Here is a 22,671-nt window from a genome sequence, read left to right on the forward strand (position 1 = left end):
CTATCTAATCGTTGTTATGACAGTTATGAGGCTATTGTCGATGCCACTTGCTTGGCTTGGAATAATTTGCTTAAACAGCCACAAAGAATTCGGTCGTTAACTGCTCGTGCTTGGGCGCAACTTTAATTTTTGGGTTTGGTATTACTTTACTGTTAAATTCTCCGACGAAAAAGCCCTTAATTCATATTAAGGGCTTTTTTTATGCTAAACGTTATTGATACAAAAATGAAAAACAGGCCATTAAGCTAAAGTAGTCATTGACTTGATATTACTATAAAGCTCTTTTTGCTCAGCACTTGGACGCGCGGTTTGTACTGCCATCAATTGTGACATATCGCCTTCAACACGAATTTTACCGGCCATAAAAGCGCCCATGATTTCATTGGTATCAAAGTTGGTTATGATAGATTGCAGCAAGCTACGATCCAACAATAAAGTTGTGGTTGCCTTATCATTCAAACCGCGATGTAGTAAGCCGTCAGCAAAGCTTGCTTCGATATCTTGCTCCGTATCGGTGACTTTTAAGTTCACCACCATATTGGCAAGCGCTGGTGGTAAATTTAATTCACCGGCTTCTTGACCCATTTTCTCAACTTGCTCAAACCATTCGTCTGTCAAAAAAACTGCCATATTATTATCCTTAATACCTATTATTTATGAGGTTATTTATGAAGGTAGGCTTGTGCCAGCATACGGCTAAGCCTAACCACTATTTAAAAGTTAAAAATATTCGTTAATATCAGTATAAAGCACTTGGTTAGCGATAATACAAGGCGCCATTATAAGGGGCGATTCGATGATAAGTAAAACCTATTTATAGCGCAAATGCTGCTATTGTTACAAAACCACCGCTTAATTGTATTTTTGCGCCAAAAAGCACTATCTTTTTTCACCCCTAGAATAGTAGGGAAATTGGGTATAAAATAGGTGTATAACGCTGTAAGATTATATCGTTAGTAACTATTTTTACCAAAGAGTTTGTATTTTGGCGCATAGTTCTGATGATATTTGATTAGGTTTGCGTTACAATACCCTTAAACAGAGTCGGGAGTTTTAACTAAACATTACGTAAACATGGTTTTTGTCAGCCGCCGCTAGCATACATTGATGGTGTACAAGTTTTTTATCACCAATTGAATATTAGTATTTATCTTCGTTCATACTGGCTTTTTAGCAGTAATAATTAAGATACATACTCAGCCTCAATAGATGTTTGATGCTCAAGGAAGGCACATTGTCTTATCAAATTTAACCGTTTATTATTTATCAATCATCCTATTATCGTCTAACTGTGAGCGCCGTGCGTTTATATCGCCGCTCTCAACTCAGCAGTAACCGCCGAACATTAGCGTAGGGTTGATTTAATCGTAAATAAGGTATCGATAATAAGATTTGGCAAAAACAACATGTACCGCAACCATAATCTGCTTATAATTTTTTATAATATAGAGGCTGCGGAGAGTTAGTTAATTCTGTTGATAATTCGGGCTGTAAAGGAATCATCCAATGAGTTTACAAAACACAGCAGTCGCCCCAATTGACCGTGAATATGAAATCACTGTCGTAAGATTCTTTACGATAATGGCCGTGATATGGGGCATCGTCGGCATGAGTATTGGTGTGTTCATTGCTTCACAGTTAGCATGGCCAGCACTAAACTTTGACATTCCATGGCTGACATTCAGTCGTCTAAGACCGCTACACACTAACGCGGTTATCTTTGCATTCGGTGGCTCTGCCCTGTTCGCAACCTCTTATTATGTGGTACAGCGTACCTGTAAGACGAGACTATTCGCTCCTTATTTAGCTTGGTTTACCTTTTGGGGTTGGCAAGCGGTTATCGTCGCAGCGGTTATTACTCTTCCTTTAGGTCTGACATCGACCAAGGAATACGCTGAGCTTGAGTGGCCAATCGATATCTTGATTGCTTTGGTATGGATTTCTTATGCCATTGTGTTCTTCGGTACGCTCATCAAACGTAGAACTTCACACATTTATGTGGCTAACTGGTTCTTTGGCGCATTTATTATTACGATTGCTCTACTGCATATCGTAAATAGTATGGCCATCCCTGTTAGTGCGTTTAAATCTTACTCATTATTTGGCGGTGCGACCGATGCGATGGTGCAGTGGTGGTACGGGCATAATGCGGTAGGTTTTTACTTAACGGCCGCGTTCCTTGGAATGATGTATTACTTTGTTCCAGTTCAGATTGGTCGTCCTATTTATTCTTATCGTTTGTCTATCGTTCACTTTTGGGCATTGATTGCTTCATACATGTGGGCTGGTGGTCACCATTTGCATTATTCAGCGCTTCCAGATTGGACGCAGTCTCTCGCCATGGTGTTCTCAATCATCCTATTTGCGCCATCTTGGGGTGGTATGATTAACGGTGTACTAACGCTATCAGGCAGTTGGGATAAGCTGCGTACCGATCCGATCATTCGCTTTATGATTGTGGCATTGTCGTTCTACGCGATGTCAACGTTTGAAGGTCCGATGATGTCTATTAAGACCGTCAACGCGTTATCGCATAACACGGACTGGACAGTCGGTCACGTACACTCAGGTGCACTTGGCTGGGTTGGTATGATTACGATTGGTTCGCTATATGTACTGTTACCACGTATTTATAACAAGCCAAAAATGTACTCTATCAGCTTAATCACCACGCATTTCTGGTTAGCAACAGCGGGTACTATCTTCTATATCGTTTCTATGTGGATTTCAGGTATCGGCCAAGGCATGATGTGGCTTGCAACCAATCCAGATGGTACGTTGGTATATAGCTTCGTTGATACCGTTGAGTTCTCACATTTCCCATATATTGGTCGTGCTTTTGGTGGCCTATTGTATGTATCGGGTATGGTTGTTATGGCCTATAACGTTTATAAAACACTTAAAATGCCAGAAGGTAAGCCTGTTGATATCGCAGATCCTACTGATCATGAACCTAGTGTTGATAAACCTTCGGCAGCTAACGTATAAGGAGCGATCATGTCTGGTACACCGCATGAAATTATTGAAAAAAATACAGGCTTGTTGGTTATCGGTATTGTTATTGCCATTAGCTTTGCAACGCTCGTTGAAATCGTACCGCTGATTTATGATAACAAGGGTCCTGAAGAAGGTGGGGTAAACGCTCCCCTTCCCGCCATGGAGCCATGGACCGCACTTGAGTTTGAAGGTCGTGACATCTATATTCGTGAAGGCTGTCACGTCTGTCATACGCAAATGGTGCGTCCATTACGTGCGGAAGTTGAGCGTTATGGACCTTACTCACGTGCTGCTGAATCTACGTGGGATCACCCATTCTTATGGGGTTCTAAACGTACTGGTCCTGACTTGGCACGTGTTGGTGGACGTTATTCTGAAGATTGGCAAAAACAACATCTTATCGATCCACGTTCATTAGTACCTGAATCTGTAATGCCTGGTTTCCCTTGGCTTGCAACCAATGAAGTAAACGGTACCAATGTGCAAACTAAAATGCGTCTATTCCGTGATCAGTTTGGTGTGCCTTACACTGAAGAAGATATCGAAGGAGCGCCAGATGCGGTACTTGGCGCCACTGAGCTTGATGCTCTGGTTGCCTACTTACAGCAATTGGGTACCGCGATGGAAGGACAGCGCTAATGGGTATTGGTGAATTACAAACAATTGCGACCGTTTCTGCTTTTATTGCCTTCGTGGGCGTTGCATGGTGGGCGTATTCGCCAAAAAACAAAAAACGCTTCGAAGAAGATGCACAACTTGCGCTTGATGACAAAGATAAAGAAGCTTTGGCTGAAGAGCAGCGCAATAAGGATAAACGATGACATTTTTTTGGAGTTCTTGGATCACCATACTAAGTATTATGTGTTGGGCGGGTATCCTCGGCGTCTTACTAATGGTGTTGAAATACAAGCCAGAAGTAGAAGAAGACGGTACTACTGGGCACACTTACGACGGTATTCAAGAATACGATAAGCCACTGCCTAAATGGTGGTTAGTGATATTTTTTGGCTCGATCATTTGGGCTGTTGCATACTGGATATTTTTCCCTGCTATCTTTCCATCAAAATGGGAAGGTATCACGACTGTAGAAGTAGATGGCGAAACCGTGCCATGGACCTCGCATAACGAGTTAGCAAGCGAGCTTGAAAGTAATAATAAGGTATTTACCGATAACTTCGAGCAAAATATCTTGGCTAAAGCAGATGCCAGCGGAGCAACCAAAACGCTAGCAACGCTGTCTGAGATGCAAGCAACCATGCGTCGCAGTGAAACACCGCCAGCAGACTTGCAATCTCAGATTGATGAGAAAATTGCTGAGCTTGCACCGTACGTTGAAAAACTTGCTGAAAACCCGAATGCGCTAAAAGTCGGTAGTCGCCTGTTCTTACAGAACTGTGCTGTCTGTCACGGCTCTAATGCGAAAGGTGCGCTAGGCTACCCTAATTTGACCGACAATGACTGGTTATATGGCGGTGAAGCTTCACATATCCTAACGACGCTACATAATGGTCGTGTTGGTGGTATGGCAGCTTGGCGTGACCAACTTGGTGAAGATGGTGTGCGTGCAGCGGCTGAATATGTCTTGTCAATCTCTGGTAACCAACCAGGTTATGAGCTTGACCAAGCTAAAGTTGCTCAAGGTAAAGCCATTTTCCATGAGCCTACTAACTGTGTACTTTGTCATGGTGAAGACGCTAAAGGTATGATCTCTACTGGGGCGCCAAACTTGACTGATAACATCTGGTTATATGGCGGCGATCGCGAAAGTATCCGTGATACCATCCGTTATGGCCGTGCCGGTGTGATGCCAGAATGGGAAACCAAACTAGGTAATGAGCGCATTATGCTGCTTGCTGCGTATGTTTATTCTTTATCAGACAGAACGCCTCAGCCTGCTAAAGCACAGCCTGTTTCTGCCGCTGCTCCAAAAGCAGCCACATCTGAAACGGCAGTTGCAAACTAAGCGCATTTAGTCAGTTGTATATCGTAAATAAGTGGTATTTAACAAAGGGAGAACTGTTATTGCAGTTCTCCCTTTTTAGTTATTTATCAGTTTTATGTCTTATTAATAAACTTTGTTTATGAGCAACTCGCAAAATCAAACTGCCGATAGATTTAATACGTTTTATGCTCTATTACCACTGGTTTTAATATTTATCAAGCTTAATAATGATACGCCCTTCGTCTATCAATAAGTCGCAGATAAGTATTGCTTTTTAACATTCTCACCCCATTTATAGTAGGGAAACTGCTAAAATAGTAATCCATTAGAAACACTATAGAATCATCTATTTAAGCATATTTTAATCATTTATTTACAATCGCTCATTTGGTAGCAAGCTTGAATACTTTTTTTGGTATGAGACTTGCCACTTACTGACATTGATAACATCGCACATCCATATACCCAGCTATTAAAGGTATTTGTTCATCATGCCAGCAGACTGATTCTTTTTTTAAAGAGGCACGTTTATGTCAGCACAACCATCCAATAAAATTCCTGTCGTTGAGGTGGATCTTAACGCCAATAAAAAACGCGTTCACCCTAGATTTATCACCGGATTTTACCAAAATATCCGCGTGATTAGCATGTATGCGTTATTGGCATTATTTTTGATTTTACCGTGGATAAGGTATAACGGCAGGCAAGCTATTTGGTTCGATGTGCCGTCGCAGCATTATTATATTTTTGGTATGACCTTTTTGACGCAGGACTTTTACTTTCTAGCGGTCTTTGCGCTTATTGCGGCTTTTGCGCTATTTATGGTAACGGTATATGCAGGACGAGTTTGGTGCGGTTATGCTTGCCCGCAAACCATCTGGACGCATATGTTCCAGTATGTGGAAAAAATCGTCATCGGCGATCGTAACAAACGCATTAAGTTTGATAAAGAACCTATGAATGCTAAAAAAGTCTTCAAGCGTTTTTTAATCTACTTTATTTGGTTTGTATTTTCGATGATTACGGCGATGACGTTTGTCAGTTATGTATCAGGGACAGAAGCTCTATATGGTAGTTGGCAAATATTAGGGGGTGTTATCCCCTTCCCTGATTGGTCAACGTGGATATGGGTATCGATATTTATTTTCGCTTTTTCAACTTACGTCAATGCAGGCTATATGCGCGAGCAGATGTGTATCCAAATCTGTCCGTATGGCCGTTTCCAAAGCGTGATGTTTGATAAAGATACCTTGATTGTTTCTTATGATTATGAACGCGGTGAACCTCGCGGCGCCCGTAAAAAAGGCACCCATCCTGAGAATTTAGGCGACTGTATTGACTGTACGATGTGTGTGCAAGTATGCCCAACGGGTATCGATATTCGTGATGGTTTGCAGGTTGCGTGTATCCAGTGTGCCGCCTGTGTCGATGCTTGTAATGATGTAATGGATAAAGTTGGCTACCCACGTGGCTTGATTCGTTATACCACAGAACGGCAATTGGTCGAAAAAGAGCCAAGCCGTGTATTGCGCCCGCGCTTTTTTGCTTATTTAACCTTGCTTGCGGTACTTTGTGGCGGTGTGGTTTATGCATTGACAGACCGCGTACCGTTAGAGATTGATATTCGCCGTGACCGTAATCAGTTGTCGTCATTGAACCAACAAGGCATGATTGAAAACAGCTATATCGTTAAATTGACCAACAAAACCCAAAGTGCACACACTTATAAAATAAGCCTTGAGCCACAAGAGGGCTTGAGCTTAGGCGTACGCTTTAATGATGTGCCGTTAGAAGCAGGCGAAAGCTTTGATATGCCAGTCAGTATCTATGGCGACCCTGAGGTGATTGAGTTTGGTCAAACGCCGATTACTTTAACAGTAGCCAGCGAAGACGGTAAATATAATGTGAGTAAACAAAATATCTTTACCACGCAAGGGCAGTAATTATTGAGTATGTAGTTGCTTTTATTTATTCATCCGCTCGTTAGTGGTGCTTGGTCAACGACTAATTACCACTGACTGGCAGCTGAAGTATTTATCATTAAACTGGCTGCTCTGAGCCGTCGGTTTATTTTTTGATAGCGTTTATAATAAGCTGACAAACCTCACTTTATAAACGAGTATCTGATTAATAGGTATGTTATGTCTAGTCCAGCACCGAACTTTAAGCATCAAGACAGCCAACCATGGTACAAAAACTATATGGTGGTTATCTTTGTCATTGGCATGCCAGCTTTTGTAGTAATCGCTTGCATTTGGTTTGTTTATTATTCTTATCAAATCCGTGATAGCGTGGTACGCGACGATTGGTATATGGATGGCAAAACCCTATATCATGACGTCTCACGCGACAAGCTCACCTATGATTTGGATTTACATGGCAAGATGCAGTTTGCCGATAATGGCGATGTCGTGTTTTATCTCAATTATCCTCAGCAAAGCTTGCAGTCTGGTAAATTATTAAACGGTGAGCCTTTAACCTATCCTGACTCTTTAGAGTTGTCTATCTCGCACGCCACCGACATTAAAAAAGACCGCGATGCGGTACTCAAACATCAAGAAGGTAACAAGTACACGGCACAAGTCGATTTGGATGACGTAAAAGGCAAATATTATTTGCAAGTCAGTTATGATGGAAAGAATGATTGGCGCATGCAGGATGTCGCAAAATTACCGCGTCCAGAGGTGAGTTTTAATCCTCTACCCGTTTTTGCTAAAAGTTAATCTTTAACGTTAAATTAATACCAAAAAACCAGCCATTAGTGAATAATGCGCTGGTTTTTTTTGGTGGTAATTTTATAAAAACATAGTGAGTGAAAAGTAATATCGATACATCACGCACTGCTGATATCGTCGCGTTTTTAGGATATTTTGACTATAGCTATCTATATGATTTAAATCACCGGATTAATCGTCGGGATTTTTTGCGTGGTACGGCTAGTTTTTGGCATGCTATCGGTGCTTTCTGCCTGCTGACTATGGTCGTGGTCTTGGTTACTGGCAAACTTCGGATTAAAAACTTGAGTTTTTGGCGCTACTGGTAAACCAATCTCAGCCAAACTGTCGGTCTGCCCTGCTTGGATATTATCGCCTTCAAATAAGCGCTCATTGTCATCGCGCTCTATGTTTAAAGTTTCAAAGTCAAACAACTCGCGATCGGCCAATTGTGACGGCGCGACGTTTTGCATGGCTTTAAAAATAGACGCCAAACGCTGCGGATGGGCGTTATCCCATTCGCGTAGCATGTCATTGATAATTGCTCGTTGCAGATTGGTTTGGCTGCCGCATAGATTACACGGAATAATCGGAAATTCTTTTAAACGTGCGTATTCAATGATGTCTTTTTCTTCAACGTAAGCAAGCGGACGAATCAGTAAGTTTTGCTTATCATCGCTTAGCAGTTTTGGCGGCATGGATTTCAGCGCGCCGCCGTGGAATAAGTTTAAAAAGAACGTCGCGAGCATATCATCGCGGTGATGACCAAGGGCGATTTTGGTGGCACCGATTTGTTTGGCAAAACCATATAGCGAACCGCGACGCAGGCGTGAGCAGGCCGAGCAGTACGTTTTACCTTCTGGCACCACGCTTTTGACGATACTATAGGTATCTTTTTCTAAAATATAATGGGCAATACCTTGCTCATTCAAATAAGCGGGCAAAATATCTTCGGGATAACCGGGCTGCTTTTGGTCAAGATTTACCGCAACGATATCAAAGCTAATCGGTGCAATGCGTTTGAGTAGCAATAAAATATCGAGCAGCGTATAACTGTCTTTGCCGCCCGAGACGCAAACCATAACAACATCGCCATCTTCAATCATATTGAAATCGCGAATCGCCCATGATACTTGGCGACGCAGCTTTTTTTGTAGCTTGCGAAATTCCGCCGTTTCAGTCGGTAAAATTTGCGTAGAAGATGCTTGCTGAGTGGTATTATCGTTACTTATGGCCTCGTCAGCGATATCAGTATCTTCAATATAATTATCCCAGCCAGTATTGGTAGAATCGGCATCTGCAGAAACAGTTTCGCTAGTTGCTTCATCAAACTGAGAAGGGATTTTAGGCGTAAACAAGGTCGCGACGGTCATAAGGTACTCAATATCTTTACAAAGTTGACGTTACGGTAAAAATAAGCAGCCGTAACTTTAACAGGCTGGCTTTAAAAGCAGCGATTATAACAAATTTTGCTAACAGATTGAAAAGTCGCACAAAATTAGTGGCTTTTTGTGCCCAATTTTATCGCCAGTTAAGAGCAATTAAACATATCTTCAAAGTTATGTAATAATGCTATCTTAGTTAAAATAACCATTTCTCAAAAACTCAAATTTTTCAAATTTCTTAAATCAGCAATAGACAATACTATGACTCAAATAACTGCGCAGACCTCCTCTCCCAGTCCCAAAGACAATGCTGATTTAGCAGCACTACATAAAAGCCAAAATGCCGTGGTGCTGCTATCAGGCGGGCTTGATTCCGTGACGTGTTTGTACTGGGCAAAAGCGCGCTATGCGTCTGTGACGGCGGTCAGTTTTAACTATGGTCAACGCCACAATAGCGAGCTTGTCGCGGCCAAAGCCATTGCAAAGACTGCCAATGTTAACCATCGCATTATTGATATAGATATCGCCCAGCTTGGTGGCTCATCACTCACCGACCACAGCATGACTGTCCCTGATGGCGATACTGATAAATTCCCAAGTAACAATCACGATGATAGTGATGTCAATAATATCGATAACGTTGATAACGTTGATAACGTCGATAATAACGCCATTCCAAACACCTATGTGCCGGCGCGTAATACCATATTTTTATCTTATGCTTTGGCAGTCGCTGAAGTCACTGATGCCAACCATATCGTCATCGGCGTCAGTTCAGTCGATTATTCTGGCTACCCTGATTGTCGTCCAGAATATATCGCCGCCTTCGAACACATGGCGAACCTTGCTACTAAAGCTGGTGTCACCGGTCACCATTTATCGATTCAAACGCCGTTGCAGCATTTATCCAAAGCCAAAACCATTGAGCTTGGTTTAGCGCTTGGAGTCGATTATGGGCAGACGATTTCTTGTTATCAGGCAGATGCCAATGGTCTTGCTTGCGGTATTTGCGACAGCTGCGTCCTACGTCGCCAAGGATTTGCCCAAGCTGGGGTTGCTGATCCAACGCGTTACCAGTCTAATGAGTCTTAATAAACCTTTGAAAATATTCTGTTAAGTATTTGAAAATGGCGCTATTATTGTCTCGGCGCGGCCACCCATTAAACATTTGCGCAACATTTACTTGCATTAACACAGCACGCTAGCGTTGTATTTTAAGCAATTTACTTGCTATGGTATGGGCGACTATGTCAGTCACAAGCGGCATGTACTGCTGGCTTACTAAAATATAATGAGTGACATAGTTAAAAAAGGCTTTTATAGTTACCTATACTTTTATCATCACTTATATAAGCCATAAAACCTGTGACCACATAACACTACCAAGATTTTTATATAAAATCTGAGAAATTGACACGACCCGTAGAGGATGTTTATGAAGTTTTTGCCTGTTTTACCCCTAGCTCTTGCTGCGCTGTTTGCCTTACCACAAGCAAACGCAGCCGACATCAAACAAGACAATATCAATACCTGTGTCAATGGCGCGGTCAAATATAAAGTCGCTAATAAAAGCGATGCCACCAAACTTTGTAACTGCACCATCGGTGTCCGTAGCAATATGACCATCGGTCAAATGTGGGAAATCGAGAGCTATGCAAAAAGTAAAAAAGACCCATCAGGTCTGCCTTACGTGAAAAAAATGCAAAAAGACTTGCAGCAATGCACGGTGGGCTTGGACCTAAAACAGCCACAAAAACCTGCCTAAGCTGCTTAAAAAAATATTTGCTACAAAATACAAAAGACTGGTCATCGCCAGTCTTTTTTGTTGCGAATGAATAAGTGAAGTGTAAAACGGAGTATTTATTTCTGCCAAACTGCCTATAATAAGACCACCTACTATAATATACGCATAACCGAAACTAATAAGGATTTTATAATGGCTAAGCCCACTACAGAGAACCTTGCCCTGCCCGATTTTCCGGTCACTATCGTGCGCGAGCTAGACGGCAATTTTATTTATGACGATATCAGCCTAAAAGAGCTGGTTGCCCATACCGATAAGGGGCTTATCTTATATTTTTATCCAAAAGACAATACCCCAGGCTGTACCACGCAAGCGACAGAATTTACTACTCATATCAATGCGTTTGATGAATTGGGCTACGATATCATCGGTGTGTCGCGCGATAGCGTTGAGTCTCACGAAAAATTCATCGCTAAGTACAATTTGCATATTCCTCTGATTAGCGACAGTGATGAGAAATTATGCCAATATTTTGATGTAATTAAAGAAAAAAATATGTATGGCAAAGTCAGCTTAGGCCTTGTACGTTCAGCCTTTGTCTTTAATAAAGATGGCATTCTTACTCATGCACAGCGCAATTTACGCGCAGCTGGCTATACCGAACGCTTACTCGCCACGCTCGCCCCATAATATTTTTATGATTATTTAGCAATTTTATTTATCTCTATCGACTACTATAAAACCTTTTTTTTGTGAGTAATATGAATCAACAGACTGACAGCACCACCGATAATAACACTGATAAAAAAGCGACGCGCAAGGTAACGGTGGCGGTCATCGGCGCCGGTACCGCCGGTCAAAATGCCTTTCGCCAAGCCAGAAAACTAAAAGATGATGTGCTAATCATTAATGACGGCTATTGGGCAACGACTTGTATCGCCGTCGGTTGTATGCCGAGTAAACTTCTCATCGCTGCTGCCGATCGCGCCTATGACACCAACCATTCTGGCGAGTTTGGTATTCATGCTACTGCTCAAATAGATGGCAAACAAGTGATGGAGCGGGTTCGCGCCGAACGCAATCATTTTGCCAGTTACGTCCAAAAGCAAGTAGAAAGCTGGCCTGCTGAGACAAAAATAGCGGGTCGCGCTTACATCAACCAACAAGGTCTCATTGAAGTCAATGACGAACTCATCGAAGCCGATAAAATTATCATAGCGACTGGTAGTAAGCCGTTTATCCCCGATAACTGGGCTGATAAACTTGGCAAAACCTTACTGACTTCTGACACTGTCTTTGAGCTAACTGATTTACCAAAGTCACTAGCCGTCGTCGGCGCAGGTGCTATCGGCTTGGAGCTTGCACAAGCCTTTACGCGTTTGGGCGTCGAGGTCACGCTTTTTAATCGTGACAAACGCGTCGCTGGTTTAAAAGATGATGATATCAGTAATAAAGCCATTGATTGCTTAAGTCGTGAGCTGACCATGCATTTGGGCAGCAAGATTAACGATGTCGGTCAGCAAGCAGCAGATAACGAAGGCTCAGCGGCTTTTATCGATTACGAAGACAGCGCTGGTGAGACGCGGCAGTGGCAGGGTGAGTATGTATTGGTCGCTACGGGTCGACGCAATAATATCGCGGCCCTAGGCGTTGAAAACGTAGGTGTTGAGCTTGATGACAAAAATCGTCCAAAGCAGCTCGATAAAAAAACGGGTAAAATTGGCAATTTAGAAGTTTATATCGTCGGTGACGCCAATGCCAACCTGCCTTTATTACACGTTGCCAGTGATGAAGGTTTTAGTGCGGGTAGTATGGTCTGTAACAACAATAGCGATGCATATATCCGCCCAACTGCCGCGCCGTTTTCTATCGTCTTTTGCTCACCACAAATCGTTAACGTCGGCATGTCGCTACCTGAAATACAAGCCGATCCAGAGCTTGAATATGTGATTGGAAAAGCCAGCTTTGACAATCAAGGTCGTAGCCGTGTGATGGGTGTCAATTGCGGCCTACTGCACATTTATGGGTGCAAAAAGACAGATAGAATTTTGGGCGCAAGTATGGTTGCCCCTGATGCTGAATATATCGGTCATATATTGGCGATGGCGATTACCAATGATATGAGTATAAAGGACATGCTCGACACGCCTTTTTATCATCCGACGATACTAGAAGGTCTACGTACGGCGTTACGCGATGTACAGCGTATGATGAAAATCCCTTATCAGTATCACGATACTCAAGAAGGGACTTTTTAATCGACTGATAAAACCATTTTTATTAAAATTAACGTTAATATGGTCTAAGCTATTACGCGCAGCTAGGCTCAGATTGAGAATGAGCTGCGCGGTTTACGCTGATTGTTCCTAAGAAATCTAGCGTTAAAACTTTATTATTAGATGATTTTATAGCTGAATTATCTTAGTATAAGCTCTTTTTACGATTCATTTGATGTAGACCCAAACTTTGCATGGATAAAACAATGGCAATCGCTGGTATTACTGACTTCTTTCGAGAGATTGTTCGCGACCTACATACCAGCCTATATATTGCTATCGGCGGCTCCATCGAAGAAGACTCACTCGACTGGACTTCTAAATCAGTAGAACTGGTGAGCACAGCCATCAAAATCCTAATACTGCTGGCGGTATTGGGGTTTTTTTATTGGCTTGCCATCTATCTTATCAAAAAAAGCAAAAGCCGCATTGGTCTCAATGAACGCCGCTCCAAAATCGCCCGCTCGGTATTACGCTATATTTGGATAGTCAGCAGCTTGATTGCCATTATGAGTCAGCTAAGCTTTGAACCAGATACGGTCAAAGCCACGGCCAAAGCCAGTACGTGGGCGGGAATTTACTATGTGTTATGGGCGTCATCTGGACAAATTATACATAAGGTTTTACAGCACTATGGTCTAAACGCCTCTATTGAGCAGCTGCTCAAAAATATTTTATCAGTGCTATTACTAGTCTTCGGACTTGCCAGCGTTATGGCACAATTTGGCTTTGATATCGTATCTTTGGTAGCAGGTCTAGGGATTGCCGGTATTGCCGTGGGTTTTGCCGCCCAATCGACGCTTGCTAACTTTATCGCCGGCATTACCATTTTACTTGAGCAGTCCTTTCAAGTCGGTGACTGGGTCAATATCAATGATAATGAAGGGCGGGTTGTGGTCATCGCGTTACGCACGACCCATATTTTGACCCGCGATAATATCACCGTCATCATCCCCAACTCCAATGTCGCCTCATCAGTGGTCACCAATTTGACCTCAAAAAACTTTATTCGTTTCGATATTCGTATGCGCATCGCTTTTGAAGACGATGTGGATAAAGCGCGCGAGGTCATTTTACAAGTGCTGTCTGATAGTGAAGTAGTGCTAAAACGCCCTGAAACCTCAGCGACGGTAGACGAGATTGGCGAATATGGGGTGTTTTTTGTTATCCGTTTTTGGGTTAAGCCCGCCGCCGTAGCGCGTATGCCAAAGATTAAAGAGGCCTTGACGGAAAATATCAAACGCGCCTTTGATGAGGCAAATATCTCAACCCCCTACCCGCATATGCGCCTGCTAATGCCAAAAAACGTTGATTCTCCTATCGACACCAAGCCCTTTGCAACCACGACCAAACTGATTACTGAAGACAACTCATTAAAACAAGATGCTGAATAACGGCTCGATAATTTCAAAACCCAGTAAGTCATCATTTTTTCAATGTAGCTTTTAAACACTTCACCATAAACACTGCACCATAAACACTGCACCATAAACACTGCCACTTTAAACTATCCACTTCGTAATTATGGTAAAATTGCCAGTTAAACCTCATAATTTTAAGCCTCAAGATTTTAAACATCAGGGTTTTGAGGTGCATTATTTATCAATTTAGCCCACAGGTAACCGTATGACCGAAACCACCACGCCCAACTCCTTATCAACCGCTGCAGCCGAGTTGTCGCTTGACCTTATTATTACTTGTGCCGATGGGCTTGAAGCACCGCTACAAATTGAGCTAAGCAGCTTTGGCATTGCAAGCGAAATCAAAAGTACGGGACGCTTAGCGGTCACCGGTAGCTTGCGCGACCTATATACCATCTGTTTATGGTCGCGGGTGGCCTCGCGGGTATTGATGCTGATTAAACGTAAAAATATCAATACTGAATACGATGTGGCAGAACAGCTGTATGGCTTGGCAAAATCGGTCAATTGGACCGAGCAATTTAGCTTAGAGCAGACGTTTGCCATTCGTCTGTCTGTCGATAAGCGCGTTGCCGTCAGTCAGCAATTTGCCATGCTGCGTATCAAAGATGCGATTGCCGATACCTTTAACGAAATCTATGACAGCCGTCCGAATATCGATAGTAAAAACCCAGATTTTTCAGTATTTGCGACGGTCAATGACAAGCAGGCTGAGCTGTATTTAGATTTATCAGGTACCAGTTTGCACCGCCGTGGCTACCGCGTTGCCATGACTGAAGCGCCGCTAAAAGAAAACTTGGCAGCGGCGCTACTTTATAGCGCGGGTTGGCATAAGAAAAATGATGCCGGTAATGCCCCTTTTTATAATGCCCTAATCGACCCGATGTGCGGCTCTGGTACTTTCATCATTGAAGCGCTACTCATGCACTGCGATTATGCTGTCGGTATCGATAAAGCGGCCAATCAATTTGGCTTTTATCAATGGCAACATCATGATGAAGCGCTATGGCAACAGATGATTGACGATGCGCAGACGCGTTTTCGTGAAGCTTTAGAGATTATCAACGAACAACCTAATACATTGCCGCTCGTTTTGGGCTTCGATGCCGATAGTGGCGCGATTTTGGCGACAGAAAAGAACTTGATTGCCGCAGGCTTGCAGGATTTATTACCGCTACTTGACCTTGAAACGCGCGCCCTTAATCAGCTCAGCCACGTTTTAAAGCCATTAGCCGATAATGGCCGCTTAAGCAATCCTTTGGTCATTACCAACCCACCTTACGGTGAGCGCTTGGGCGATGAAGATATGATTAAGCCATTATATCAAGCGCTTGGGCTTATTTTGCAAGACAGCTTTGCGGGTAGTGGCGTCAATCCGATGCTTGGTATCTTGGCAGCCAATGTCGAACAGGTTGATATCTTGCCCATTAAAGAGCCAAAAACTTTGCGCTGCCATAATGGGGCAATCACGGTTTATTTCCGCTACGGTACCTTGATTGCTGGGCAAACAGGCAGCCTCATTAGGCGCTTTGAGAAGCGCGAGATTGCCGTGGAAGAAGGCCAAGACTTTATTAACCGCTTGCAAAAAAATCTGGGCAAACTTAAAAGGCTGGCTAGTAAAGACAATGTCAGCAATATTCGCGTATACGACGCTGACTTGCCTGACTTTAAAGTGGCGATTGATTTGTATGGCGATTACGTACACGTGCAAGAATATGCGCCGCCAAAGACCATTCCGGTAGAGACCGCAAAAAAACGTTTTAATTTGGCCTTGATGGGCATTCGCGAAGTGCTCAATATTAACCGCGAACAAGTTTTTATCAAAACTCGGGCACGCCAATCGGGCAATGACCAATATAGCAAGCAAGGCAATAGCGAAAAACGCGGTAAATTTTATGTTGCGCGCGAAAATGGCGCCTATTTGTATGTCAATTTTACCGATTACCTCGATACGGGCTTGTTTATTGACCATCGCAATATGCGCGCCCGTATCAAAGACAATAGCCGCGGCAAATCGGTGCTGAACTTATTTGCTTATACTTGCACGGCGAGCGTCCACGCGGCATTGGCTGGCGCGAAAAGAGTCACCAGCGTTGACTTATCGCAAAACTATCTTGATTGGGGCAAGCAAAACTTTGCTTTAAATGGTTTAAATGTCAGCAGCAATAAATATCAATTCGTCGCCGCTGATATTTTTGAATGGATTAAAGGTAATACGGAACAATTTGATATTATCTTTATCGATCCGCCAACTTTTTCAAACTCGAAAAAGTTCCAAGGTACCTTTGATGTCCAGCGTGACCATGCTGCTCTTATTAATCGTGCGATGAACCGCTTAACCTCTGATGGCGTGTTATATTTTTCCAACAACTTCACGCGCTTTGAGCTTGATGAGCAATTAACCGAACGCTATGACATTATCGATATCACGCCACAAACGATAGGTTTTGATTTTAATATCAAAAAGCCGATTCATCAAAGTTTTGAGATTCGCCATCGCTAGAGCTGCTTGGTTAAATATAAAAGCAGCATTTAAACCTTGTCTTTTCCAGTCCGTCTTAGCGTACACATAACTATGACCCAATCAGCTTTGATTGGGTCATTTTTTGTTGCTATGATAGAACGTTACTAGCAACCGTTAAGCGACAGATTTATAACCGCTTTAATCCCACTTTTGCTAGCGTTTTGATTGATATAACCAAACTATCAAACCCTTAATCACTCTAATAACAAGGATAATCTCATGGCTTTATCATTAAATAAAGGCGGTAATTTATCGCTCACCAAAACTGACCCAAATTTAACCAAGCTACTTATCGGTCTTGGTTGGGATGAGCGCGCAACCTCTGGCGCTGAGTTCGACCTTGATGCCAGCGTGTTTTTGCTAAATACCGCTGGTAAAGTACGCGGCGATCATGACTTTATTTTTTACAACCAGCTAAAATCTGACAATGGTGCAATCGAACATACCGGCGATAACCGCACGGGCGAAGGCGACGGCGATGATGAAGTCGTCAAAGTAAACCTGACCCAAGTACCTGCTGATGTCGATAAAATCGTCGTTACGGTCACAATTCATGATGCTGCTGCTCGTAGCCAAAACTTTGGTCAAGTCGCCAACGCCTTTATCCGTGTGGTCAACGAAGAAACAGGCACGGAAGTAGTACGTTTTGACTTAGCAGAAGATTACTCTGTTGAAACGGCAATGGTGTTTGGCGAAGTTTATCGTCATAACGGTGAGTGGAAATTCCGCGCCGTTGGTCAAGGCTATTCAGGCGGCTTACAAGCCATGTGTCATCAGTATGGCGTCAATATCTAACTCGATATTAACCTCTGCCAACAACTTAGCCCATACTAAAAACAATGCCTAGACATAAACACCGCCGAAACTTAGAGCAATATGGCAGCGCTATCGCTTGCCATTCTGCCAGTAAAATATGGTTGCAAAATAGTCACAATTATTCCTAGCTAAAAGACTGGAAATGCTTTAAGTTTCGTTTAAAATTAGGCAAAAAAGTGGTTAGCGATAACCACTTTTTTTGTGGTTTGTGTTTATAATAGACCGACTTTAGCTTTATGCAACCAGACAGGATATGTCATGAGACATTTTTATTTAGACTTTATCTTCACCATTATTGCCCTAGCAGTCGCGGCATGGTGGGGATATTCACACGGCGGTATAGGCGGTATGATAACCACCTTATCTATTACCGCTATTTTGGCCGTCATGGAGATTTCATTATCCTTTGATAATGCGGTGGTCAACGCCTCAGTCCTCAAAGGCTGGGACGAGTTTTGGAAAAAGATATTTTTAACCGTTGGTATTTTAGTTGCTGTCTTTGGGATGCGCTTGGTATTCCCAATCGTTATCGTAGCAGTGACGGCTGACCTTGGCGTTATGCAAGTGGTCGATTTGGCCTTAAACGATCCTAAAGAATACTCAGCCAGATTATTGGCGCACCATGCTGAAATCTCAGCCTTTGGTGGTATCTTCTTATTACTCGTGTTCTTAAACTTTATCTTTGATGATAAAGAAGTACATTGGTTTGATTGGCTTGAGAGCCGCTTGGTCAAACTGGGCAAAGTCGATGCCATGAGTGTGTTTGTCGCGCTTATCGTGTTGATGATTGCGGTATCATTTGCCAACCCTGAGCAGTCAGCCGCGGTATTGATTGCAGGCGTTTGGGGTATCTTAATATACCTTGGCGTCCAAGTGGTTTCAGGTATGCTAGAAGGCGACCTTGAAGAAGACTTAGAAAACGCTGAAGCTGGCTCAGGCGCAGCAACGAGTGCGATTATGAAAGGTGGTATTATCGGCTTCTTATACCTAGAAGTCCTTGATGCCTCATTCAGCTTCGATGGCGTGATTGGCGCCTTTGCGATTACCAATGACGTTATCGTGATTATGCTGGGTCTAGCAATCGGTGCGATGTTCGTACGTTCGATGACTATTTTCTTAGTCGATAAAGGCACGCTTGATGAGTTTGTCTATCTCGAACATGGCGCGCATTATGCCATCGGCGCGCTAGCCATCATTATGCTATTGTCGGTGAAATTCCATGTACCAGAGATTATCACTGGTCTGATTGGTATTGCCTTTATTGGTTGGGCGTTTGTCGCGTCACTCAATTATCGTAAACACCAAGCGCTTGAATAACGCAATAATTGTCGACGTAATACTTAGACTTATTCAGATTATTAAATCACAGGTCATCACCATTATTGGTTATGACCTGTTTTTTATAGTAATTGTGAAGAATAGAGTTGTGAGCAGGGATTAGCTTAGGCTATTAATTTTTGCGCTACTTATCAGCGAGCATCTTTTGCAATTTTGCCAATATCACACCATATAAAGGTAAAAAGATAAGCACGCCCATCACTATCTTAAACAGATAGTCCATCGCGCCAATCTCAACCCAGTGCGTCGCCATAAAAGCATCTGGGCTTTTATAAAAAGCGATGGCAAAAAAGCAGAAGCTATCGACCAGATTGCCAATAAACGTCGATGCCAGGGGTGCAATCCACCACGTTTTAAGCTGGCGTAACTTATTAAAGACTTTGATATCTAACAGCTGTCCAATGACGTAAGCACTAAAGCTGGCGAGGACAATGCGAAAGACAAATAAATTAAAATCGAGCAGATGCTCATGACCGACGAACTGTCCATCAGCAAATACCACCGAAAAATAGTAAGAAATGGCGAGCGCTGGCAGCATGGCAAAGAAAATAATGCGTCTAGCGAGATGTTGACCAAAGATGCGTACGGTCAAATCTGTAATCAAAAAGATAAAAGGAAAAGTAACGGCCCCCCATGTCGTAATAAAGCCAAATAGCCCGACCGGTATTTGCACTAAATAATTACTAATGGCGATGATAAAGATATGCAGGCTGACAAGCCAAAATAAAGCACGGCTGTAACGAATGGATGAAGCGGGATTGGTCGAAATGGTACAGGTATTCATAAAGGAGGCCTTTTTTTGAGTCAGGGTGGAGGGAACCTGAGCGCGCTATTATAAATGATAATAAGATAAATAGCTAAAATAGGTCAGACATGCTCGTAACATCCTCTTATATAAGCAAAAATATAACTGTCAGATAGGCACACAAAATACGCCTTGCTTAGTAAGCAAACGCTTAGTATAGTAAAACGTAATGATAGGCAGGTTATGGCGTACAGGTCGATTTATTGACCTTTTTACGCTGAAATACTTACATCCAAATAGCATGACTGCCCTATTTTTATTTTATAAAATCAAATCCACTTAATTATTAATCCAAAGGATATTTATATGGCTATTAGCTTAACAAAAGGCGGCAACGTAAACTTATCAAAAGAAGCCCCAGGCTTAACCAACATTACCGTTGGTCTTGGCTGGGATCCACGCGCTACTGACGGTCAAGAATTTGACTTAGACGCCATTGCCTTTTTGGTAAACGAAGCAGGCAAAGTGCGTAATGACCAAGATTTTATTTTCTTTAACAATCTAAAGTCGGACAACGGCGCGGTTGAGCACACAGGTGACAACCGTACGGGCGAAGGCGACGGTGATGATGAGAAAATCAAAATCAACCTTGCCAGCATCCCAGCTGACGTCAGCAAAGTCGCTATCTGCGCCATCATTTATGAAGGTCAAGCGCGTAACCAAAACTTTGGTCAAGTCGGCGACGCTTATATCCGTGTGGTCAATGATAATGGTCAAGCCGAAATCGCCCGTTATGACCTATCAGAAGATGGTAGCACTGAGACGGCGATGATTTTTGGTGAGTTATATCGTCATAACGGCGACTGGAAATTCCGCGCTGTTGGTCAAGGCTTTAGTGGTGGTCTAGGCCCATTAGCCTCTTCTTATGGCGTTAACGTTTAACGCTCTATAAGATGTTTGTAAGACGACTACCGAAACCACTATCGCAATCGACTATTTGATTGCGATAGTTAATAAGCCATCAAGTGTGCCTATTCATAGCATTTGATGGCTTTAAATGTAATTGACCCAGTTAAATTGAAACGCTCATTTTTATAAAAAAACATTTAAGACATTAGAATAAGGATTTGCAGCTTATGGCAGCGACGTTTAGCTTAATCGGCACCATTGAACCTTTTTTGCATTGTAACTTAAAAAAAGGCGATTCGATTTATTGTGAAGCCAATGCCATGGTGATGATGGAGTCGAACCTTGAGCTTAAAGGTAAGCTACAAGGCGGTCTTATGCAATCACTGATGCGCCGCTTTGCCAACGATGAATCCTTATTCCAACAGCAGATTGAAGCCGTCAATGGTGAAGGTGATTGTCTGCTAGCACCGACGCTTGATGGCGATATGCAAATCATCGATTGCGGCGCGCAGCAATATACCTTGAGCGATGGCGCGTTCGTTGCCGCACAAACTGGCGTCGATATCAGAGCCAATATCCAGCGTAACCTCGGCGGCGCGGTCTTTGGTGATACCGGCGGCTTTATGGTGATGCAAACCCAAGGTCAAGGCCAAGTTGTCGTTTCTGGTTTTGGTTCGCTATTTGAGATTGATGTGACGCCTGATAAAGACGTCATCATTGATAATGGCCACGTGGTCTGCTGGGATTCAAACCTTGATTATAAGCTTTCGGTATCGACCAGCAAGAAAAAAGGCATCATGAGCAATATTATCAATTCGGTCACCAGTGGTGAAGGCATGGTTTTAAACTTCTCAGGAACAGGCAAAGTCATCATCTGCTCGCGCAATCGTGACAGCTATCAAGGCTGGTTACAAAGCATCTTAGGTACCAGCTCAGGCGGTCGCGGTGGCAGCGGTGGTTTTTTAGATAATATTTTGTAATTGAAGTTGCATTTTATCATTAAAGTTATATTCCAGATTGATAGCTATAAAACAGCGCAGGAATGAAGCACTAAAAATAAGCACTAAAAATTCATTAATCCCCTCACAATTATTATAAGGATTTTACCATGGCAGTTAGTCTACAAAAGGGTCAAAAAATTTCCCTCAGCAAAGAAGCTGGCGGCGAGCTTACGCAAGTAAAATTGGGTTTAGGCTGGGATGTTTTCCAAGGCCAGCAAGAGAAAAAAGGCGGCTTCTTAGGCAAGTTATTCGGCGGCGGTACGGGCGGCGACTCGATCGATTTAGATGCTTCATGCATTATGTTTGATGCCAATAAACAAGCGGTCGATGCGATTTGGTTCAGTCAGCTAAAATCAAAAGATGGCAGCATCGTCCATACGGGCGACAACCGCACAGGTGACGGCGATGGCGACGACGAAGTTATCAATGTTGATTTATCAAAAGTGCCAGCAAACGTAGTATCGTTAGTATTTACCGTTAATAGCTTTACTGGTCAGACGTTTGAAACCGTAGAAAATGCTTTTTGCCGCATCGTTAATGCCAATAACAATCAGGAAGTCGCCCGCTACAATTTATCAGCGCAAGGTGGCCATACAGCGATGATTATGGCAAAAGTCTATCGTCATAATAACGAGTGGAAAATGCATGCCATTGGCGAAACTGCTTCTGGTCGTACTTTTCATGATTTGATGCCTGCTATCACGCCGCATGCTTAATTCATTGCAGCTCCACTTGTAAGACTGTTAGTAATCTATAAGCAATCAGCCCGTCTATTTACAGTAGACGGGCTGACTTTTTTTATTAAATAATACTCTTAAAACCCCACTCTCAACTTATTTTTCTAAGGTATTGGTTTACT

General features: G+C 42.9%; 20 protein-coding genes. 17 read left to right on the top strand and 3 right to left on the bottom strand.

Going from position 1 to position 22,671, the window contains the following annotated elements:
• Positions 1 to 240: 240 nt before the first annotated feature.
• Positions 241 to 630, bottom strand: a complete 390-nt coding sequence (locus tag CXF58_RS05455) for an SCP2 sterol-binding domain-containing protein (protein WP_068408139.1) — start codon at positions 628 to 630, stop codon at positions 241 to 243.
• Positions 631 to 1,506: 876 nt separating this feature from the next.
• Here CXF58_RS05455 and ccoN point away from each other — a divergent pair.
• The 6 genes from ccoN to CXF58_RS05485 all read left to right on the top strand — a co-directional run bounded on the left by ccoN (position 1,507) and on the right by CXF58_RS05485 (position 7,662).
• Positions 1,507 to 2,988, top strand: coding sequence for a cytochrome-c oxidase, cbb3-type subunit I (ccoN, locus tag CXF58_RS05460; protein WP_068408137.1), 1,482 nt, complete (start codon positions 1,507 to 1,509; stop codon positions 2,986 to 2,988).
• Between the two features lie 9 nt (positions 2,989 to 2,997).
• Positions 2,998 to 3,636 (top strand): cytochrome-c oxidase, cbb3-type subunit II, encoded by a 639-nt coding sequence (gene ccoO, locus CXF58_RS05465; RefSeq protein WP_068408135.1) that lies wholly within the window; start codon positions 2,998 to 3,000, stop codon positions 3,634 to 3,636.
• Complete coding sequence (locus CXF58_RS05470) at positions 3,636 to 3,818, top strand: CcoQ/FixQ family Cbb3-type cytochrome c oxidase assembly chaperone (RefSeq protein ID WP_068408133.1); 183 nt, start codon at positions 3,636 to 3,638, stop codon at positions 3,816 to 3,818. Before ccoO ends, CXF58_RS05470 begins: the two co-directional genes overlap by 1 nt.
• Complete coding sequence (ccoP, locus tag CXF58_RS05475; RefSeq protein ID WP_102076837.1) at positions 3,815 to 4,960, top strand: cytochrome-c oxidase, cbb3-type subunit III; 1,146 nt, start codon at positions 3,815 to 3,817, stop codon at positions 4,958 to 4,960. The genes CXF58_RS05470 and ccoP overlap by 4 nt, the downstream gene beginning before the upstream one ends.
• 509 nt (positions 4,961 to 5,469) lie before the next feature.
• Complete coding sequence (ccoG, locus tag CXF58_RS05480; protein WP_102076838.1) at positions 5,470 to 6,882, top strand: cytochrome c oxidase accessory protein CcoG; 1,413 nt, start codon at positions 5,470 to 5,472, stop codon at positions 6,880 to 6,882.
• Between the two features lie 198 nt (positions 6,883 to 7,080).
• Positions 7,081 to 7,662, top strand: a complete 582-nt coding sequence (locus tag CXF58_RS05485) for a FixH family protein (protein WP_102076839.1) — start codon at positions 7,081 to 7,083, stop codon at positions 7,660 to 7,662.
• 170 nt (positions 7,663 to 7,832) lie between these two features.
• Here CXF58_RS05485 and ttcA read toward each other — a convergent pair whose 3' ends face one another.
• A complete protein-coding gene (gene ttcA / locus CXF58_RS05490; protein ID WP_102076840.1) occupies positions 7,833 to 9,026 on the bottom strand; it encodes a tRNA 2-thiocytidine(32) synthetase TtcA in 1,194 nt (397 codons plus the stop codon).
• A 273-nt stretch (positions 9,027 to 9,299) separates the two neighbouring features.
• On the opposite strand from ttcA, the gene queC reads away from it, so the two are divergent.
• The 8 genes from queC (at position 9,300) to CXF58_RS05530 (ending at position 19,136) form a co-directional block, all read left to right on the top strand.
• A complete protein-coding gene (queC, locus tag CXF58_RS05495; protein ID WP_102076841.1) occupies positions 9,300 to 10,130 on the top strand; it encodes a 7-cyano-7-deazaguanine synthase QueC in 831 nt (276 codons plus the stop codon).
• A gap of 343 nt (positions 10,131 to 10,473) precedes the next feature.
• Positions 10,474 to 10,803 (top strand): hypothetical protein, encoded by a 330-nt coding sequence (locus tag CXF58_RS05500; protein WP_068408057.1) that lies wholly within the window; start codon positions 10,474 to 10,476, stop codon positions 10,801 to 10,803.
• 171 nt (positions 10,804 to 10,974) lie between these two features.
• Positions 10,975 to 11,472 (top strand): peroxiredoxin, encoded by a 498-nt coding sequence (locus CXF58_RS05505; protein WP_180952531.1) that lies wholly within the window; start codon positions 10,975 to 10,977, stop codon positions 11,470 to 11,472.
• A 71-nt stretch (positions 11,473 to 11,543) separates the two neighbouring features.
• Positions 11,544 to 13,040 (top strand): dihydrolipoyl dehydrogenase, encoded by a 1,497-nt coding sequence (locus CXF58_RS05510; protein ID WP_102076843.1) that lies wholly within the window; start codon positions 11,544 to 11,546, stop codon positions 13,038 to 13,040.
• 224 nt (positions 13,041 to 13,264) lie between these two features.
• The gene (locus CXF58_RS05515) at positions 13,265 to 14,452 is read left to right on the top strand and encodes a mechanosensitive ion channel family protein (RefSeq protein ID WP_227514999.1); all 1,188 of its coding nucleotides are present in this window, start codon (positions 13,265 to 13,267) and stop codon (positions 14,450 to 14,452) included.
• A gap of 232 nt (positions 14,453 to 14,684) precedes the next feature.
• Entirely contained in the window at positions 14,685 to 16,982 is a 2,298-nt protein-coding gene (gene rlmKL / locus CXF58_RS05520) for a bifunctional 23S rRNA (guanine(2069)-N(7))-methyltransferase RlmK/23S rRNA (guanine(2445)-N(2))-methyltransferase RlmL (protein WP_102076844.1), read from the top strand.
• 240 nt (positions 16,983 to 17,222) lie between these two features.
• A complete protein-coding gene (locus tag CXF58_RS05525) occupies positions 17,223 to 17,798 on the top strand; it encodes a TerD family protein (protein ID WP_068408067.1) in 576 nt (191 codons plus the stop codon).
• A 279-nt stretch (positions 17,799 to 18,077) separates the two neighbouring features.
• A complete protein-coding gene (locus CXF58_RS05530) occupies positions 18,078 to 19,136 on the top strand; it encodes a DUF475 domain-containing protein (RefSeq protein WP_068408069.1) in 1,059 nt (352 codons plus the stop codon).
• 145 nt (positions 19,137 to 19,281) lie between these two features.
• Here the strand turns inward: CXF58_RS05530 and CXF58_RS05535 are convergent, their stop codons facing one another.
• The gene (locus tag CXF58_RS05535; protein ID WP_068408071.1) at positions 19,282 to 19,941 is read right to left on the bottom strand and encodes a 7-cyano-7-deazaguanine/7-aminomethyl-7-deazaguanine transporter; all 660 of its coding nucleotides are present in this window, start codon (positions 19,939 to 19,941) and stop codon (positions 19,282 to 19,284) included.
• A 327-nt stretch (positions 19,942 to 20,268) separates the two neighbouring features.
• Between CXF58_RS05535 and CXF58_RS05540 the strand changes: the two genes are divergently transcribed.
• The 3 genes from CXF58_RS05540 to CXF58_RS05550 all read left to right on the top strand — a co-directional run bounded on the left by CXF58_RS05540 (position 20,269) and on the right by CXF58_RS05550 (position 22,528).
• Positions 20,269 to 20,844: a TerD family protein gene (locus CXF58_RS05540; RefSeq protein WP_068408073.1), complete on the top strand. Its 576-nt coding sequence runs from the start codon at positions 20,269 to 20,271 to the stop codon at positions 20,842 to 20,844.
• 194 nt (positions 20,845 to 21,038) lie between these two features.
• Entirely contained in the window at positions 21,039 to 21,791 is a 753-nt protein-coding gene (locus CXF58_RS05545) for a TIGR00266 family protein (RefSeq protein WP_068408074.1), read from the top strand.
• Between the two features lie 128 nt (positions 21,792 to 21,919).
• Entirely contained in the window at positions 21,920 to 22,528 is a 609-nt protein-coding gene (locus CXF58_RS05550) for a TerD family protein (protein WP_068408075.1), read from the top strand.
• Positions 22,529 to 22,671 lie beyond the last annotated feature (143 nt).

Source organism: Psychrobacter sp. Sarcosine-02u-2 (assembly GCF_002836335.1).
In the GTDB taxonomy this organism is placed as follows: Bacteria; Pseudomonadota; Gammaproteobacteria; order Pseudomonadales; family Moraxellaceae; genus Psychrobacter; species Psychrobacter faecalis.

What these genes read in the sequence shown, in the direction of transcription:
- CXF58_RS05530 (WP_068408069.1), top strand. Translation starts at nt 18,078, where the DNA reads ATGAGACATTTTTATTTAGACTTTATCTTCACCATTATTGCCCTAGCA.
- CXF58_RS05545 (WP_068408074.1), top strand. Translation starts at nt 21,039, where the DNA reads ATGGCAGCGACGTTTAGCTTAATCGGCACCATTGAACCTTTTTTGCAT.
- ccoP (WP_102076837.1), top strand. Translation starts at nt 3,815, where the DNA reads ATGACATTTTTTTGGAGTTCTTGGATCACCATACTAAGTATTATGTGT.
- ccoG (WP_102076838.1), top strand. Translation starts at nt 5,470, where the DNA reads ATGTCAGCACAACCATCCAATAAAATTCCTGTCGTTGAGGTGGATCTT.
- queC (WP_102076841.1), top strand. Translation starts at nt 9,300, where the DNA reads ATGACTCAAATAACTGCGCAGACCTCCTCTCCCAGTCCCAAAGACAAT.
- ttcA (WP_102076840.1), bottom strand. Translation starts at nt 9,026, where the DNA reads ATGACCGTCGCGACCTTGTTTACGCCTAAAATCCCTTCTCAGTTTGAT.
- CXF58_RS05455 (WP_068408139.1), bottom strand. Translation starts at nt 630, where the DNA reads ATGGCAGTTTTTTTGACAGACGAATGGTTTGAGCAAGTTGAGAAAATG.
- CXF58_RS05525 (WP_068408067.1), top strand. Translation starts at nt 17,223, where the DNA reads ATGGCTTTATCATTAAATAAAGGCGGTAATTTATCGCTCACCAAAACT.
- ccoN (WP_068408137.1), top strand. Translation starts at nt 1,507, where the DNA reads ATGAGTTTACAAAACACAGCAGTCGCCCCAATTGACCGTGAATATGAA.
- CXF58_RS05515 (WP_227514999.1), top strand. Translation starts at nt 13,265, where the DNA reads ATGGCAATCGCTGGTATTACTGACTTCTTTCGAGAGATTGTTCGCGAC.
- CXF58_RS05500 (WP_068408057.1), top strand. Translation starts at nt 10,474, where the DNA reads ATGAAGTTTTTGCCTGTTTTACCCCTAGCTCTTGCTGCGCTGTTTGCC.
- CXF58_RS05505 (WP_180952531.1), top strand. Translation starts at nt 10,975, where the DNA reads ATGGCTAAGCCCACTACAGAGAACCTTGCCCTGCCCGATTTTCCGGTC.
- CXF58_RS05485 (WP_102076839.1), top strand. Translation starts at nt 7,081, where the DNA reads ATGTCTAGTCCAGCACCGAACTTTAAGCATCAAGACAGCCAACCATGG.
- CXF58_RS05535 (WP_068408071.1), bottom strand. Translation starts at nt 19,941, where the DNA reads ATGAATACCTGTACCATTTCGACCAATCCCGCTTCATCCATTCGTTAC.
- rlmKL (WP_102076844.1), top strand. Translation starts at nt 14,685, where the DNA reads ATGACCGAAACCACCACGCCCAACTCCTTATCAACCGCTGCAGCCGAG.
- ccoO (WP_068408135.1), top strand. Translation starts at nt 2,998, where the DNA reads ATGTCTGGTACACCGCATGAAATTATTGAAAAAAATACAGGCTTGTTG.
- CXF58_RS05550 (WP_068408075.1), top strand. Translation starts at nt 21,920, where the DNA reads ATGGCAGTTAGTCTACAAAAGGGTCAAAAAATTTCCCTCAGCAAAGAA.
- CXF58_RS05510 (WP_102076843.1), top strand. Translation starts at nt 11,544, where the DNA reads ATGAATCAACAGACTGACAGCACCACCGATAATAACACTGATAAAAAA.
- CXF58_RS05540 (WP_068408073.1), top strand. Translation starts at nt 20,269, where the DNA reads ATGGCTATTAGCTTAACAAAAGGCGGCAACGTAAACTTATCAAAAGAA.
- CXF58_RS05470 (WP_068408133.1), top strand. Translation starts at nt 3,636, where the DNA reads ATGGGTATTGGTGAATTACAAACAATTGCGACCGTTTCTGCTTTTATT.